The following is a 17,324-nucleotide window of genomic DNA, read 5'->3' on the forward strand; positions in this document are numbered from 1 at the left end:
CCTTAATGAAAACCCTCTATTCCTTTATCATTTTAACACTAGTACCTTTTGACCTTTTTGCTGTCGATTTTAGCGGTGATGATTTATCAATTTGTTGGGGGATCCCTTTTGTGGGGATTTTGCTTTCTATTGCGTTATTGCCATTATTTTTGCCGCGATTATGGCACCATCATTATGGCAAAATAACAATGTGTTGGACGATGCTTTTTTTGCTGTTTGCCTTATGCTTTTTTGGTTTGCAAACAACAATTCATCTTACCGTTCATGCAATAATAGCGGAATACATCCCTTTTATTTTATTACTGCTAGCACTGTTTACTGTTTCGGGGGGGATTTTAATTAAAAGCGATGTGCTTAGTACGCCTAAACTCAACGTTGGTTTGTTGGCAATAGGAACTTTGTTAGCGTCAATCATGGGTACAACTGGCGCTGCTATGTTAATGATTCGACCGATAATTAGAGCTAATCGTGATCGAAATTACGCTGTACATACGATTGTCTTTTTTATCTTTTTAGTGGCGAATATTGGTGGTGGACTAACACCACTAGGTGATCCACCTTTATTTATTGGTTTTTTAAAAGGTGTTAATTTTGGGTGGACGGTTAAGCATATGCTATTGCCAGTTTTGCTTAGTTCAATTTTGTTATTAGCAATTTATTATAAGATTGATTGCCACTACTTTCGCATCCAATATGACAATTCACTTGCGCTAACTTCGACTCCCAAAGCTAGCACTATTAAGGTTTATGGTGTAAAAAACTTTCTTTTATTGCTGGTAATTATCACTTGTGTACTGATGTCAGGCATTTGGCGCTCATCGGTTGACATTGAGATTTTGGGTTCGCATATAACTTTACCCAATTTAATTCGTGATATTATGTTTATTATAATTACTCTCATTTCAATATTAATTACGCCCAAACAAGTACGCGCAGGTAACGAATTTAATTGGGAACCTATTATCGAAGTAGCCAAGCTGTTTATGGGAATTTTTATCACCATTGTGCCCGTGCTAGCCATTTTGCGTGCTGGTAACGATGGCGCTTTAGCACCTTTGCTATCACTAGTTACCACAGATCAAGGCGATCCCATTAATAGCATGTATTTTTGGTTATCTGGATTGTTGTCAGGTTTTTTAGATAATGCGCCAACTTATTTGGTGTTTTTCAATCTAGCTTCGGGCGATACCAATACTTTGATGACCGCATTAGAAAAGACCTTGCTTGCTATCTCAATGGGTTCGGTTTTTATGGGTGCACTTAGCTATATCGGCAATGCTCCTAATTTTATGGTCAAAAGTATTGCTACTCAAAACAAAATCAATATGCCAAGCTTTTTTGGCTATATGAAATGGTCAATATGTATTTTAATTCCGGTATTTATTATTGATGATTTGGTATTTTTTGTGTTTTTTTAATTTATTTGGTTATAAATATTATATATTATTGATTTTATGAGTTTTACACTTTGTGTATAAATCTTGGTATAATGCAACGTTTCTACCGTAATTTTGAGAGTTATATATGTTAAATCAGTTAAAAGCAATTATTCAGTATCTTCTTCCTAAACAGCTATTAACCGTTATTTTTGGTTGGCTAGCAAAAAAACAGTTGGGAAAAGTGACTACATGGATGATTATGGGCTTTTGTAAACTGTATAAAGTGGATTTGAGTGAAGCAAAAATTAACGATGTTAAAGCGTTTAAAACCTTTAATGATTTTTTTTCTCGTGAATTAAACGAGGATGCACGGCCTGTAGATGCTGGCGATAGTGTAGTTGTGATGCCAGCTGATGGGGTGATTAGTCAGTTTGGTACTATTCAAGATACTCAGTTATTACAGGCTAAAGGGCATTTTTATTCTTTAGAATCACTACTTGCTTGTCATCCTGATATGATCAAGTTTTTTAAAAATGGTTTATATGCCACAACTTACTTATCACCTAAAAATTATCACCGTTTTCATATGCCTTGCGATGGTATTTTGCGTGAGATGATTTATGTTCCAGGTTCGCTATTTTCAGTCAATAAAGCAACAACTGAAAGCATTCCGAATATTTTTGCGCGTAATGAGCGTGTGATTTGCTTATTTGAAACAGAATTGGGGCCAATGGCACAAATTTTAGTTGGTGCAACCATTGTTGGTAGCATTGAAGTACCATGGGAAGGCATTATCACTCCTCCACGTGAAGGTATCATGAAACGCTGGACTTATGACAATGAGATAAAATTAACTAAAGGGCAAGATATGGGGTGCTTTAAATTAGGTTCGACCGTAATTACTTTATTTGCGTCAAATGCAATTGAGTTTGATAGTCACCTTAAAGTGGGTAATATTGCTCGCATGGGTCAAAAATTAGCCGATAGGATATAGCTTTATGTGGATGCGTGGTGTTTTTTGCTTTGTTGCTGTGTTGTTTTCTTCAATGACTTTCGCCGAAGAATCTACACCAATCATTAATAATGAAGATGATCTGTCTCAAATCGTTCATCAGTTGAGCGATAAGAATGATGAACTCCGGCAAAATATGGAGTTACAAAAGAATCATTTAACCAGTATTGTTAATGAGCAAAACAATATCACCACACAGATTTCACACGTGCAAAATACGCTGGCAACACTTGATGAGCAAGGTGAGTGGTTAAGTTTTTCAACCGCTCTGGGCGAGACTCTGCGCCAACAGTTATTGCGCTTACCCGAAAAGCCTAAATCACAAGCCCTTGATGCCGAAATTGCTGAAGAAAAAGCCCAACAACTTAATTATAATAATATTTTAATTTCTTTAGATGATTACCCTATTTTAACCAGTCCACTTAATACTCTTAAAGAAGCTACACAATATCGTCGTTTGCTTCGTGAGCAGACTGAGTTACTTAAGACTCTTATATCCGGTAGTGATACCACTATTTTAGAACTTACTAAATTAAAAATTGCCAATAAGCAGTTAACAAATGCCATTGATGAAGTGAATGACGCCGCACATAGGTATTTCTTTTGGGTAGCAGATGTGAATCCTATCTCATTGAGTTATCCACTCGATTTAGCTAAAGATGTTATTTATGTAATTTTTTCAATCGATACCCTTTCGCAACTTTATAATGCGAGTATTGAAGTACTTAGCGCGCCCAAACCGCTATTTTTAATCATTTTGTCGTTACTATTTGTGTTTACGCATTTTAAAATGCGCACCAAATATAATACCTTTTTAACTAAATCCGCTAACCGCGTGGGTAAAGTTACGCAAGATAGTTATTCTTTAACCCTAAAAGTAGTGATCTGTTCATTAATTATGGCGTTACCGGTGCCAATTTTGTGGGCAGTGTTTGGTTATGCGTTGCAAATTAATTGGGATTATCCTGTTGCCTATGCATTAGGTTATGGTGTAAATGCGGCGGCGCCTATTTTGTGGGTGTTTATTATTTCAGCGCATTTTGCATCATCTAATGGGCTGTTTATTAGTCATTTTGGTTGGTCTGAACGTAGCGTGCGCTCAGCAATGAAATATTATCAGCTTTCGATTTGGCTTGTGATTCCATTAGTGATGATAGTGATGAGCTTTGACGAGTATAATAATCGCCAATTTGCCGCCACAATTGGTCGTACAGCGTTTATTTTTCTCTGTTTTGCTTTAGTATTTATGACTAACGCCATTCATCGCGCTGGAGTGCCTCTTTATATTGATAAAAAAGGTTCGGGCGATAATTTATTAAGTCATATTTTATGGTTTATCTTATTAAGTGCACCATGGCTCGCCATTATTGCTGCTTGTTTGGGCTATTTATCAACGGCACAAGTGTTATTAGGTCGCCTTGAAGCATCGGTTATTATCTGGTTTGCGCTGTTAGTTATTTATTTTATGATTCGGCGTTGGATGTGGATCCAAAAGCGCCGTATTGAATTTGAACGCACCAAGCAACGCCGTTTAGAACGTATGCAGCGGGCAAAATCACAGGAAGAAGATATTAATTCGCTTAACGACAGTGTCGATGAACCAGTTATCGATTTAGATGCCATTAGTGCCCAATCCTTACATCTTGTCAGATCGATTATTATGATGATTGCACTCATTAGTATGATTTTACTATGGTCTGAGCTACATTCAGCTTTTGCTTTCATGAATAACATTAAGTTGTGGGGAACCAGCGCTATTGTTAATGGCACCGAAATAGAACAATACATTACTCTTGGTGCAGTATGTATTGCCATTTTAGTGATGACAATTACCGTGCAACTCGTCAAAAATTTACCTGCTTTGTTGGAGTTAGGCATTTTACAGCATTTAGATTTGACCCCAGGAACAGGTTATGCGATTTCGACGGTTTCAAAATATATTATTTTGATGATAGGTTGTATGATTGCGTTTTCGTTTATTGGTATTGACTGGTCAAAAATTCAATGGTTAATTGCCGCACTGGGTGTAGGGTTAGGTTTCGGTTTGCAAGAAATTTTTGCTAATTTTATTTCAGGTTTAATTATTTTATTTGAAAAACCGGTGCGAATTGGCGATACCGTGACAATTCGTGATTTGACAGGCAATATCACCAAGATTAATACTCGAGCAATTACTATTGTTGATTGGGATCGTAAAGAAATCGTGATGCCAAATAAGGCTTTTATTACTGAACAATTAGTAAACTGGTCTTTGTCGGATTCAATAACACGTATTGTGTTAACTATACCCGCAACAATTGATGCCGATAGCGAATTGGTAATTAAGCTTTTACTACAGGCTTCGGATGAATGTGAATATGTACTTAAAGATCCTGAGCCTCAAGTGTATTTAGTTGATATTCAAGAAGGGATTCAGTTGTTTGAATTACGTGTTTTTGCTGCTGAGATGGGACACAGAATGCAACTGCGTAGTACAATTCATCAATTGATACTTGATGCTTATCGTTGTCATAATTTAACACTACCATTCCCGCCATTACAAACTAATTTAGAGGCTTTAGGTCGCAAAAGTGGGCGCCGTAGTTATACCGTTGGTACCCTTTAACCAAATAGTGTTTCTAACCATGGCACGCCAAAAGCACCGGGTGCAAGCAGTGCAAACGCCCAAATAGGTGCAGAAGCAATATTGGCTACATTAAATTTGATGGCGGGCATGTGCATTGTACCTGCTATCAATGGCACTATTGCGCGTAATGGTCCAAAAAATCGCCCAATAAACACCCCTAATGTTCCATAATTATCAAAGAATCGCTCGGCTCGATAAACCAACTTAGGGTGTTTATTTAGCGGCCATGAAGCAATTACTTGTTGATGATAGTGTTTACCTAACCAATAAGATAGCAAATCCCCAAAAACAGCCCCAATAGACGCAGAAATAAATACTGGTACAAACGATATTGTACCACTGCCAACTAGAGCTCCTACCCCTAACAAAATAGCCGTTGCAGGAACAAAAAGCGATATGACAGCCAAAGATTCACCAAACGATAATAGAAATATAATCGGCAGAGTCCAAACTTGATGATGCTCTATAAATTGCATAATTGTCAATGTGATTTCATGTAACGACATAAGTTTAGTTTGTAAATTATTAATTGATTATAGTTAGCTATTTTACCATAATGCTAGATACTTAGGGCTAAGCACACACCACTTATTGATAGAATCTTACAAAGCGTTAACGTTTTTTAGGTTTATCAATGTTTGAATTTGTGCTTATAGTAAACATAATCCAATTAATAAGAGACAAATCATGGCGATCGGTATTGAATCCATTCTTGTACGCAAATTTAAAGGCAGTGAATTGCAAAATGCTCAAGTGGATGTACTAGCTATTGAAAAACCCGTTGCGTTAATTTATAACGGAATTTCGCATGTTGTGATGATGGCTACCCCAAAAGATTTGCACTATTTTGCAATTGGATTTTCGTTAACTGAAAATATTATTCAATCGGTGAATGATATTTATGGCATTGATGTTATTGATACTCCCAAAGGCATAGAAGTCCAGATTGAACTTTCGTCGCGACGCTTTAGTGAACTGAAAGAAAAACGTCGTAATTTAACAGGACGCACAGGTTGTGGTCTCTGTGGTACTGAACAGATAGATCAAGTTTGCCAAGCCATTCCCACTTTGCCACGAATAAATCAAATTAAGTTAGCGGATTTTAGTGACAGCTTAAATGCCTTATCGCAAGTTCAACAAGTGGGTCAACAAACGGGTTGCACTCATGCAGCTGTGTGGCTAGATTTGAAAGGACAGTTTATGGCGGGATTTGAAGATATCGGCCGGCATGTCGCATTAGATAAACTGCTTGGTTTTAGAGCTATGCAATTGCCAAATAATCCTCAATATCAACATGGTGTGGTATTAGTATCAAGCCGCGCTAGCTACGAAATGGTGCAAAAAACGGCCAAATGTGGGGTGGAGTTTTTGTTAGCGGTTTCGGCAGCAACCTCAATGGCCGTTGATTTGGCTAAACAGTGCCATTTAACTTTATTGGGATTTTTTAGAGGCAATAAAGGGGTAATCTATTCAGGCGATGATCGCTTAGCTTAATGGCAATTTTAGGATTAACCCATATTAATTGGCCAAATTAATTTTCAACTTAATAAATTGAATAATAAAAATAAAAAACTCGTTATTTAATTCATTTTAAGATATCGCAATTCGTATCTTTCTTTATTAAGAGAAAATCTTCATAATATACATCACATAGCAGAAATTACTTTTTTTAATTATTTTATAAGTTTATTGTCTAACTGAACTAATTAATCGGTTAAAACTGTTTATTTATTCATCCTGTTTTACTTTGTAACATTTAATTTTTTGAAAGGATACTATCATGCATCAAACTTCCGATATTCAACAAGCCGTTAACTATATTCAAAAACACACGGACAAAAAACCAACTATTGGGATTATTCTAGGTTCAGGCTTAGGGCCTTTTGCCGATACACTTGAAGATGCGGTTCATATCCCTTATGACACAATTCCACATTTTGCCAAATCAGCAGCTGTAGGCCATGCCAATGAATTAGTTATTGGCAAATGTGGTGATAAAACCGTCGTGGCAATGAAAGGACGCTTTCACTATTATGAAGGATTTTCATTAGATCAAGTTACTTTTCCTGTTCGTGTGATGAAAATGCTTGGCGTTGAAAAATTAATCATTACCAATGCATGTGGTGCAGTCAATACCAGTTTTAAACCGGGTGATTTAATGCTCATTACTGATCACATCAATCTTACTGCAAATAACCCGCTCATTGGACCAAATAATCCTGATTTAGGTGTGCGTTTTTTAGATGTGAGTGAACTTTATAACAAGCAATTGCGTTCAACCGTAATGGATGTAGCTAAAGAACTTAATATTAACTTACAACAAGGTGTTTATGCTTGGTGGACAGGTCCAACTTATGAAACACCTGCTGAAATTAGAATGATTCGCGTGTTAGGTGCCGATGCAGTGGGTATGTCAACCGTACCGGAAGCAATTATAGCGCACCATTCAGGCATTAAAACTATTGGTATTTCGTGCTTAACCAATATGGCTTGTGGCATTTTAGATCAACCATTAGGGCACGAAGAAGTCATTGAAACAGCTGAACGCGTTAAAACAACCTTTTTACAACTCATAACAAAAACGATTGAACGCTTTTAAGTGATACTTTTATATTTGATTTTCTATAAAAAGTTCACTTTATTTTAGGAATAAACAATGAACATAAAAAATAGATTAAAAATAATGATGTTTTTCCAATATTTTATTTGGGGAAGTTGGCTAACTACTTTTGGTGCTTATCTATTTAATACATTACACTTTTCAGGTATTGAAGTATCGATGATTTTTAGTACTAAAGGTTTAGCCGCATTAATTACACCATTTATTATTGGCATCATTGCCGATAAATTTTTACAAGCTAAATACCTTTATCTATTTTGCCATTCTGTTTGTGCTATTGCGCTTTTTTATGCCGCATCGGTCACTGATCCAGCCATTTTATTTTGGGTGATGTTAGGTAATGCGTTAGCATTTATGCCAACTATTTCCTTATCTAACTCAATTAGTTATCACTGTTTAGATAAGGCAAACTTAGATACTGTCGCTGTTTTTCCTAAAATACGAGTATTTGGTACAGTAGGCTTTATCATCGCTATGTGGACTGTTAGTTTATGCAAATTCGAGTTGAGCAATGCTCAGCTTTATGTTGCCTGCGCTGCTTCGGTTTTACTTGTGATTTATAGTGCAACATTACCCAATATTGCTGTATCTAAAAGTCAAAAACAGACTTGGATTTCTTATTTAGGGCTAGATGCTTTTGTGTTATTCAAAAAACCGGTCATGGCGGTATTTTTTCTTTTTGCTATGTTACTTGGTGCAATATTACAAATTACCAATACTTTCGGTAGCACTTTCTTACATGATTTTGCTAAAATTCCAGAGTTTAAAGATAGTTTGATTGTGCAATACCCTGCTATCTTATTATCTGTTTCGCAAATGGCTGAAGTCGCTTTTATCTTGACTATCCCATTTTTTCTCAAAAAATTTGGCATCAAAAAAGTCATAATGATAAGCTTAATTGCTTGGACACTTAGATTTGGTTTGTTTGCATTTGGCGATCCAACACCTTTTGGATTTGTGCTATTAATGCTTTCAATGATTGTCTATGGGTGCGCATTTGACTTCTTTAATATTTCAGGATCTATTTTTATTGAAAAAGAGGTCAACGCTGATATTCGTGCTAGTGCTCAAGGGCTGTTTATGACAATGTCCAATGGTATTGGCGCTTATTTTGGTTCGATTTTAAGTGGTGTTGTGGTTAATATGTGTACACACGAGGGGACTAAAGATTGGCAAACAATTTGGTTAATTTTTGCATCTTATGCGCTCGTAATTGGTGTTGTTTTTTATTATTCATTTAATTATGAACATACTAAAAACCAATCTGATATCTAACCATTTATCTATTCAGATTAATGAATTTTAAAATATTATTTATCATGTTATTTTAATTCATTTTTTAATTTAATTTATTAAAAATCCGCTGGGGGGATTGAAAAACAATCGCCCCTGAGGGTTTTTATTGTTTTTTGTTTTTTATTTTTTACAATATTTTTTAGTTTGATGAGATTTAAATATGCAATATAAATTTTTGGGTGGTTTTCTGGTTTTTTTAGGAGCATGTAGTTTTGGCGTGCTCTCCTCTATTGTGAAAACTGCGTATAAAGCCGGCTATTCCTTAGGTGAAGTGACGGGTATCCAATGTTTTTTGGGAATGTTAATGCTGTGGAGTATTCACTTTATCGTTAAAACAATACACAAACCCAAACATTCAACACTAACTAATACATCATCAGCAACAACGAGCGCAAAAAAAATGCAATCAACAAAAAAATGGAAAGTTTGTGCCGTTGGTCTTTTTCCTGGCTTGGTAGGCATCTGTTATTACCAATGTGTACAACTAGTGCCAGCGTCAATTGCCATTATTTTATTAATGCAATATTTGTGGATTAGCGTCATTATTGATTTTGTTATTTTTAAAAACAAACCTAGCATAATTCAGCTAGTAGCCGTTATTGTAATTATTTTGGGTAGTAGCTTAGCCGCAGGTGTATTTAATCAAGATATTAACTTAAATTTGACAGGTTGTTTTTTTGGTTTTTTAGCAGCGCTGATGTATTCGCTGTTTATCAGCACTAGCAGCAATATTGGTAATGAGCTACCTAAACTCGAAAAAAGTGCGTTGATGATTACTGGCGCATGTATTATTACGTTTTTAATTTTTCCACCTTTGTTTTTCTTCAAACTTGATATTAGCGATAAGCTATACCAATTAGGATTTTTATTAGCGTTACTTGGAACTGTACTGCCTCCTTTTTTATTTTCAGTGGGGATCCCTAGAATCGGAATTTCATTAAGTGCTATATTATCAGCAGCAGAACTACCTGTCGCAGTGACTTGTTCATATTTTTATTTGCAAGAATCGGTCCATTTTAATCAATGGATTGGGGTCGGTATTATTCTATTGGCAATTGCTTTGCCGAACTTAATGCATATCAAAAAATACGACTGATTTTAGGTTATTGGGCAGGGCAAAAATCCTGCCTGTTAATTTGCTAATATGAGCAAATTACAAAATAATAAAATAAAAATACCGAAAGGTATTGAAAATCGAGTCAATCATCACTATATCTATAACCTGATTATCAAGCTTACTAATATTGCTCGTTTAATCAAAATAAGGAATTTGATTAGCCATCTTGCGTTTAATAGCTTTAATAGTCAAATAGGTTAAAATTTATTATGGTAGATTTTTCACCGCTATGGCGTATTTGTTGGTAACATTTTAAAAATATATCTTAAACCAAAAGGTTAAATCTAGCAAAATTATTGAACTCTCCAAAATAAAATTTGTCTTATAAGGGAGTGGCTTTTGTTAAATGGTATTCATTGACTGCTTTAAATATCCAGCCATTCGTTTATTGAGATATTTTATTCTAGTATAAGTGTTTTGTCGTATTGATCACACTTCGTAATTAGCCTTTAAATAAGGCTTACAAGTAAATAAGACTATTTGTTTCAGTCTAACCGTTTTCCCGATAGTAGCAGTTTCTAATGGTGTTTTATTTGTTAAGCTTTTGTGCTTTTAAATTTAAATTCATTAATTTAAATATCTAATAGTAAAGATCATTAAATATTTGAAATTTTGTTTATTTTTATATTTAAGCATTATGTTAACCTGAAATATTTTACATAAAAAGTAACAATCGATTTTCGTTATTGAATGATCTTGTTACCTTTTTATCCTAATTAAAAAGGAAGTTACAGAATGAAGACATATAAAAAACCTTTATTTACCTTAGTACATAGTAATGATTCAATACCTGAGCATAGAACACTAGCTTATTTAGATCCAACATTAAATTATTATACTGATCATATTGATGAGATTATTGCTTTGCGTGTTAAGGAACTTAAATTACATCATTCTGAATATAGAGAGTATCACGATGGCAATAGGGTCAATAAAGGTGAGTTTTCTTTTGTTTTTCACGAAATATTTGAATCAGAACATCATAAAAAACAAATTGGCATGCTCAAAGATGACCTCGCCATTGCTAAAGAGTCAAATAAAATAAAGGAATTACTAAATACTCGGATAAAAGAAATCGCTAATGTTTATCCTGAATTACAATTTAATTTTAATGATATGCAATTTTTACCGACTAAAGTAAAAGAGTACCTTTTTGCTCCACCTTTAATCTTAACTGAAGATAATGCCATTATGCTTTGGGATGATTAAATTGAACAACAACAAAAATTTATATCTCAAAAGTAATGACAAACATCACAGTATTAATTGAATTTGGAATCTATACTTGGATGCTAGATATCAATAGAGCTTAAGGAGATATTATAGTTATCAACAATAGTTGGCCTTTCATAATGACCCTCCAAGGGGGCAATGGTAGTATTTTTGCATGAAAAGCACATTACCTACCAATGTTGCCAACTCGGTTGCCCTCTCATGCTGGGGCAACCTGTCTTTGTCTATTTAATTTAAATATATATGATCTTTCTGAGGTTTAAGGATTAAACACTAAAATTTAAGGATAGACACACATTCCGTACGCAGTTTCGTTAGTTTTTCTAGTTTTAACCTGACCTCCAACCGCGGTGACAACAAGCTGGCTACCTGCAACTACATCGCTTGTCCAGTACGCATTATCTGAGGGTAGACCAACTAAATCCATGTATTCCATCGCGTAACCCCACTCGCTAAGCAGCCCCCCACCAATTCGACGATGGTAATGGTTTCCAACCGATGATGGTTTAGCGCTTTGACAACTGCTGTGCAGGCCAGTACAATTTGCGTTGGTGACATCTTTAACCTGTATAAGCCTATAACCTAATTTCTTACACCAGTTTTCATGTGAAGAGAGTAAAAAAAATCTGTCTCCACGATTGATAAACCACTTTTGTAATACAAATCCATATTTGATCACTGATTTACCACTGCGATCGTAACCAACTAATTCGAATGTCTGAGGTAAGTTTGGTTTGCTAATTGAGTTTCGATTTCCATTCGCCGTTGGACCGGTTAGTGTAATTCGCACACTGCTGCCTGTCGCATTGGACTTCATGTTGACAGTTATACCTGCATTATTGACAGTTGGCCAAGTTAGTGGACCACTACCCTCTATATATAAATCAAAGAATAAACCATTACTACCAGTAGTAGGGAATTCACCAGATGAGGTAAAGCCTTTACTTGGATTCCACATACCTTCTGGACCAGCGAATTGATTTACGTCTAACCTTAGATCCCCCGCCTTAATATAACAGACTTTAGGCGTTAAGATTGGAGTAATAAAGTAACTGACAGAACCCGCGCCGAAAGTGCTGCTATTAGGTACACCGTACTGTGTCATTAACATACCATTGGTATTGCTTAACACCACTTTATAAGGTGCTCCGCAAATATCTAAGACATGATTGCGACTAACTCTTTGGTTATGCCTATCTGTGAAGCTAATACTTAAGCTACCTGTAGCGGTTAAACCATTTTCTCCCTGTCCATCACCATCATCATCACTCCAGAAGTTATAGGAGCCATTAATTAGTTCCTTTAATTCTATTGAGTCTGTTGATGTTGGTATAAACATGCCAACATTAGCCAAGGTCTCGCCTTCATTAGGTAAGGCTATGGGATCGGTCGCGGTTGAAGTATTTGTTGCTGGCGTGATAGTGGTGCCATCTGATAAAGTGATACTTAATAGCTCTTCCGTCGTGGTAGCCTTAGTTTTACCTCCATCAAATGTTAAATACGGTGCTGAACCTTGAATTATATTTGTTGTAGTAGCCGATAACGCTTGTGTATTTAATGGATACGACAATAACAATGGCATGGTCAAGATAAATAAGTAAGATTTTGAGCATTTATATAATTGTAATCGCGGCTTTAGTTCAAAACATAGCCACTTGTTAACATTTATTAAAAAGTATTTACGACAATTTTGTGTATGTTTATTAAATAAGTGGGTGGTATAAATAATGCCTGATAGGTATTTAGAAACATTTAAAACATAATGTTGCCAAATTTGATAAAAAAAGTTGTACTGCATAATATCCTATATTTCAAGTTTTTTCCTGATAAATCGTTTTTATATTCGTTTTTTAACCAATTAAGATTTAATTATACGAATCCACGGCAGTATAACGTTAAAAAAAAATTTATCTACCTTTTTATATAAAAATTTTTTAAATAAAATTTAAAATAAAATAACAAACATTTTTAAACAGTTTATATAGGAATTACTCGCGTTGTTTGTAGTAATTTGAGAAACTACTGTAATAAATATACATAAAAACCGAACTAAAGAGTATTTATTCAGATAACAGACGTGAATATCAAGACACAGGCAAATATCTATTTGTTAAAGCAGATAACAACCAATCGGGTAAACTAGAAATTCACTAGACCACATAGCCCACATACTAATGGGAAAACCGAAAAAGTGTGATACTCACTTTAATAGAAATGTGGCATAATCAGCAAATATTAGAAGATATCAAAAGATAGAAAACCAAAGCTTAAGCGATTTTCGGTAAAACATCTTATGATGTTTTTAGAAGGGTATTTTGATTATCAAGTGTTAATAACCCGGCATTTTTCCGCATATAAACGTTTAAAATAAAAAATAATCAGTCATCCTCACCAAAATATTAAATAGCACACACATGTATCGTTTTGTAATTTCGTTAATATTGTTCTGGTAATACCGTTGTCTTAAATAATAACATTATACTTTGGAAAAACTAAAAAAAGCTGTTTTTAGCAATAATGAATCAAAACGATAATTTACAGGATTAAAATCCTGTAAATTATTTTATTTAAATGGCTTATTATTTGTAACTGATTAATTAATTATGTTTTTACTTGATAATTAACTATTAAAAGCGCTTTCGCCATGGCTATTGATGTCAAGCCCCTCCCTTTCGTGCTCTTCTGACACCCTTAAGCCAACACAAATATCTGCAATTTTATAAGCAATATAAGCCACCACAGCAGTCCAAATTACACAGGTAATAACACTCATCAATTGGATCCCTACTTGACTTACCATTGTGGTACCTTCTGTATAGCCAACTCCCCCAAGAGATTCTGATGCAAAAATACCTGTCAATATACAACCAACAATACCACATACGCCATGCACACCAAATACGTCACACGTATCATCAACTTTTAGCATTCTTTTGAGTGTTGATACTCCCCACACCCCTGCAAATCCACAAATAAAACCAATTAACATCGCACCGCCAACACCAACAAGGCCGGCAGCAGGTGTTACGCCAACTAATCCCGCTATCACACCTGATGCAGAACCAAGGCATGATGGCTTACCTCGTAAAAACCATTCGGCTAATGTCCATGCTAAAACCGCAGCTGCAGTTGCAGCAACTGTGTTAATAAAGGCTAAACCTGCGATTTCATCAGCATGTGTTGATGAGCCTGCGTTAAAACCAAACCAACCAATATAAAGAATCGCAGCACCAAGATAGACATAAGGCAAGTTAAATGGTTTTAGTGGTTCACGATTATAACCAAGACGATTTTTAATTAAATAAGCACCAACAATTCCAGCAATCGCTGCGTTAATATGTACTACAGTACCACCGGCAAAATCGAGCGCACCTTCATCACCTAAAATTCCGCCCCCCCATACCATATGAGCCATAGGAATATATGAAAATGTAAACCATAACACCATAAAAATTAATACGGCTGAAAAGCGAATTCTTTCTGCGAAAGCACCTGGAATTAAACAGCAGGTAATACAAGCAAATGATCCTTGAAATGCGACCCAGATGAGTTCATAAATCGATCCTGACACATCCGTAATACCAATGCCTGTTAATAAAAGATTGTTAAAGTTACCATAAAACCAATTTCCTTCACCAAAGGAGAGTGAATAACCATAAGTAATCCATAACACGGCAATAAGTGAAAAAGTTACAAGGATTTGAGATAACATTGATAACACGTTTTTGGAACGTAATAAACCGCCATAAAACAAAGCAATACCAGGCACAGACATAAAAAGTACTAAAGCCGTACAGATCATCATAAATCCATTATCAGCTTTATCAACTATGCCGGCTTCATCAGCAAAAGCAGTACTTGAAAATAAAAAAGCTAAAGAGAAAATAAATTTTTTCAACATAATTATATCCTTAACAATAAATTACAGTGCCGATTCATCGGTTTCGCCTGTACGTATACGTACCACATGATCAAGTGAGGTAACAAAAATTTTGCCATCACCAATTTTGCCCGTATGTGCTGCTTTAGACACAGTACTAATGACTTCGTCAAGTTGATCGTCGCTAATAGCTAAGTCAATTTTAACTTTAGGTAGAAAATTGACATTATATTCGGCGCCACGATATAGCTCAGCATGACCTTTTTGTCGTCCAAATCCTTTGACTTCGGTAACGGTTAATCCTGTAATGCCTATATTGGATAAGGCTTCTCGAACTTCTTCTAATTTGAAAGGTTTTATTACTACAGTAACTAATTTCATCAATTGCTCCTAATAAATATGAGATACAATACGATTCTTGCAAAGATCATGCCAAAAATAGATAACTTCACATAATTTAAGCGGAATTGATAAGAGAAATGAAAGTGAGCAGTTATAAAAATTCAAACTTAGTGATTGAATTTAATTGATTAAAGAGATAAACAATAAAAGTCTGCTTTGATATATTGCCATTTAGCTATGCACTAATATGGTGCCAATGTGTATTATTAGTGCTAAGCAATTATACTCAATTAGGAGTCATGCAAATTAGAATGTCACCATTAGTTTACGATATTCATCATAAGCAAAGTGGTCAGTCATACCGCTAATATAATCTTGCAGTAAGCGACATCGGTAATAAAATTCCATGCAAGCAAAGTTTGCTTCATATGACTTGAGTTTGCTAATTGCTTGCTCATAAGCAGCGCAATGTTTTGAAGATAATTTGTGATATAAGCGCGTTTCAATAGGATAATGCTTGTGGTGTTTGTCCTCAACCAATTTTAAAAAATCATCGGTAGGCATATCAAGCAGTGGACTATAAATATCAAGCAATCCGCTAATAATTCGGTACCCTTGAAGTTCGATATTTTCGACCGATTCATGATTAAACACATATTTAAAACCAACTGTTTTAAAAATATTAAGTAATTTATATTCTGCACCATTATCTTCAAGTAAAGCATGATTAAACGAGCCACAATAAATGGCTTCAATATTTTCAATAACGCGCTCGGCTGCATGTGGTACCAGTCTACCTATGGTGTTGACTCGCAGATACATAAAAAACTGATCGATACCAATTGCATCAAATTCATTCTGTGTTAGGTTTTCATAAGGGCGTTTAACCACTGTATCAAACAAATCACCTTTTTTAATTGGACCCCATGCTTCTGCCAGACAAGTATAAAGCTGTTTTACTGTTAGGATTTTCTTTTCAACAGCATCTTCAAGATCGGCAATACAATATGAGATATCATCGGCCGCTTCCATAATGTAAGTTAATGGATAACGATGAAATGGTTTTATATCAAGCTGTTTGTAAAGTTCCTCAATAAACGGTTCTTCTGATAAATAATAGCCTGGTTTTTTCATTAAGTAAGAAAATTCAGCGGGCACCTGATTTGACCAATAAGCTGGTTTAGAATATTTAAGAATCGAGGCAATTTGTGAATAAGTTAAATTGAGACGTAATATGGAGTGAACTAAACGAATTGCTTGCGCGTTACCTTCAAAATTTGATAGATCTTGGCGAATTTTGGTTTTAATTTCTTTTATTTTGTCATCATCGTTATCATGGATTTCTAGCGCTGGATAATCTGTTGATTTACCAAGACCTAAGCGCTGTGTAAACCATTTATTGATAGCGGCCTCACCAAAGTGACCAAATGGAGGATTACCAATATCGTGCATTAAACAGGCCATTTCAACTAGACTTTCGATCGCCATTATGCAGTTATCAAGTCCATATTTTTTTAATTTTCCTACTTTGCCAAGGCGATTGATAATTTCTTTGACAATGTAACGACCAACTTGTTGCACTTCCATAGAGTGAGTAAGCCGCGTTCTAACCACTGAATTCCGTTCTAATGGAAAGACTTGCGTTTTTTGTTGTAGGCGACGAATAGCTGCTGAATTAATGATGCGACCACGATCACTTTCAAAACAACGTACTATCGAGTATTCATCAGATAGTGATTCACGCTGTTTGCTAGCATAACGTTGATAATTGATTTTTTGATTAAAGTTGATCATGGTCTATCTCTAATTTCATCGTCTT

General features: G+C 35.2%; 13 protein-coding genes. 8 read left to right on the forward strand and 5 right to left on the reverse strand.

The annotated features are described in order from the left end of the window. Positions 1-5 precede the first annotated feature (5 nt). The 3 genes from GA0061081_RS04230 (at position 6) to mscM (ending at position 4,996) form a co-directional block, all read left to right on the forward strand. The gene (locus tag GA0061081_RS04230) at positions 6-1,418 is read left to right on the forward strand and encodes a sodium:proton antiporter (RefSeq protein ID WP_091347381.1); all 1,413 of its coding nucleotides are present in this window, start codon (positions 6-8) and stop codon (positions 1,416-1,418) included. Positions 1,419-1,524: 106 nt separating this feature from the next. Further along, the gene (asd, locus tag GA0061081_RS04235; RefSeq protein ID WP_091347383.1) at positions 1,525-2,373 is read left to right on the forward strand and encodes an archaetidylserine decarboxylase; all 849 of its coding nucleotides are present in this window, start codon (positions 1,525-1,527) and stop codon (positions 2,371-2,373) included. A gap of 10 nt (positions 2,374-2,383) precedes the next feature. Next, positions 2,384-4,996 (forward strand): miniconductance mechanosensitive channel MscM, encoded by a 2,613-nt coding sequence (gene mscM / locus GA0061081_RS04240; protein ID WP_209435358.1) that lies wholly within the window; start codon positions 2,384-2,386, stop codon positions 4,994-4,996. Here mscM and GA0061081_RS04245 read toward each other — a convergent pair. Then, positions 4,993-5,523, reverse strand: a complete 531-nt coding sequence (locus GA0061081_RS04245) for a DedA family protein (protein ID WP_091347388.1) — start codon at positions 5,521-5,523, stop codon at positions 4,993-4,995. The two genes, mscM and GA0061081_RS04245, sit on opposite strands and share 4 nt — an antisense overlap. A 181-nt stretch (positions 5,524-5,704) precedes the next feature. Between GA0061081_RS04245 and fdhD the strand changes: the two genes are divergently transcribed. The 5 genes from fdhD to GA0061081_RS04270 all read left to right on the forward strand — a co-directional run bounded on the left by fdhD (position 5,705) and on the right by GA0061081_RS04270 (position 11,259). Next, positions 5,705-6,511 carry a formate dehydrogenase accessory sulfurtransferase FdhD gene (gene fdhD, locus GA0061081_RS04250; RefSeq protein ID WP_091347390.1) on the forward strand — a complete coding sequence of 269 codons (807 nt, stop codon included), beginning with the start codon at positions 5,705-5,707 and terminating at the stop codon, positions 6,509-6,511. Between the two features lie 286 nt (positions 6,512-6,797). After that, positions 6,798-7,616, forward strand: coding sequence for a purine-nucleoside phosphorylase (locus tag GA0061081_RS04255; protein WP_091347393.1), 819 nt, complete (start codon positions 6,798-6,800; stop codon positions 7,614-7,616). A 57-nt stretch (positions 7,617-7,673) separates the two neighbouring features. Beyond that, the gene (locus GA0061081_RS04260; RefSeq protein WP_091347396.1) at positions 7,674-8,912 is read left to right on the forward strand and encodes a nucleoside permease; all 1,239 of its coding nucleotides are present in this window, start codon (positions 7,674-7,676) and stop codon (positions 8,910-8,912) included. 181 nt (positions 8,913-9,093) lie between these two features. Then, the gene (locus GA0061081_RS04265) at positions 9,094-10,029 is read left to right on the forward strand and encodes an EamA family transporter (RefSeq protein WP_091347398.1); all 936 of its coding nucleotides are present in this window, start codon (positions 9,094-9,096) and stop codon (positions 10,027-10,029) included. 756 nt (positions 10,030-10,785) lie between these two features. Further along, positions 10,786-11,259 (forward strand): hypothetical protein, encoded by a 474-nt coding sequence (locus GA0061081_RS04270; protein ID WP_091347400.1) that lies wholly within the window; start codon positions 10,786-10,788, stop codon positions 11,257-11,259. A gap of 304 nt (positions 11,260-11,563) precedes the next feature. Here the strand turns inward: GA0061081_RS04270 and GA0061081_RS04275 are convergent, their stop codons facing one another. From GA0061081_RS04275 to dgt, 4 genes are all read right to left on the reverse strand, one after another. Beyond that, positions 11,564-12,853, reverse strand: a complete 1,290-nt coding sequence (locus GA0061081_RS04275; RefSeq protein WP_141683333.1) for a hypothetical protein — start codon at positions 12,851-12,853, stop codon at positions 11,564-11,566. A gap of 1,050 nt (positions 12,854-13,903) precedes the next feature. Next, entirely contained in the window at positions 13,904-15,184 is a 1,281-nt protein-coding gene (amtB, locus tag GA0061081_RS04280) for an ammonium transporter AmtB (protein WP_091347404.1), read from the reverse strand. A 21-nt stretch (positions 15,185-15,205) separates the two neighbouring features. After that, positions 15,206-15,544, reverse strand: a complete 339-nt coding sequence (glnK, locus tag GA0061081_RS04285; RefSeq protein WP_091347406.1) for a P-II family nitrogen regulator — start codon at positions 15,542-15,544, stop codon at positions 15,206-15,208. A 267-nt stretch (positions 15,545-15,811) separates the two neighbouring features. Continuing rightward, positions 15,812-17,299, reverse strand: coding sequence for a dGTPase (dgt, locus tag GA0061081_RS04290; protein ID WP_091347409.1), 1,488 nt, complete (start codon positions 17,297-17,299; stop codon positions 15,812-15,814). Positions 17,300-17,324 lie beyond the last annotated feature (25 nt).

This window comes from Gilliamella bombicola (assembly GCF_900094945.1).
GTDB classification, from domain to species: Bacteria; Pseudomonadota; Gammaproteobacteria; order Enterobacterales; family Orbaceae; genus Gilliamella; species Gilliamella bombicola.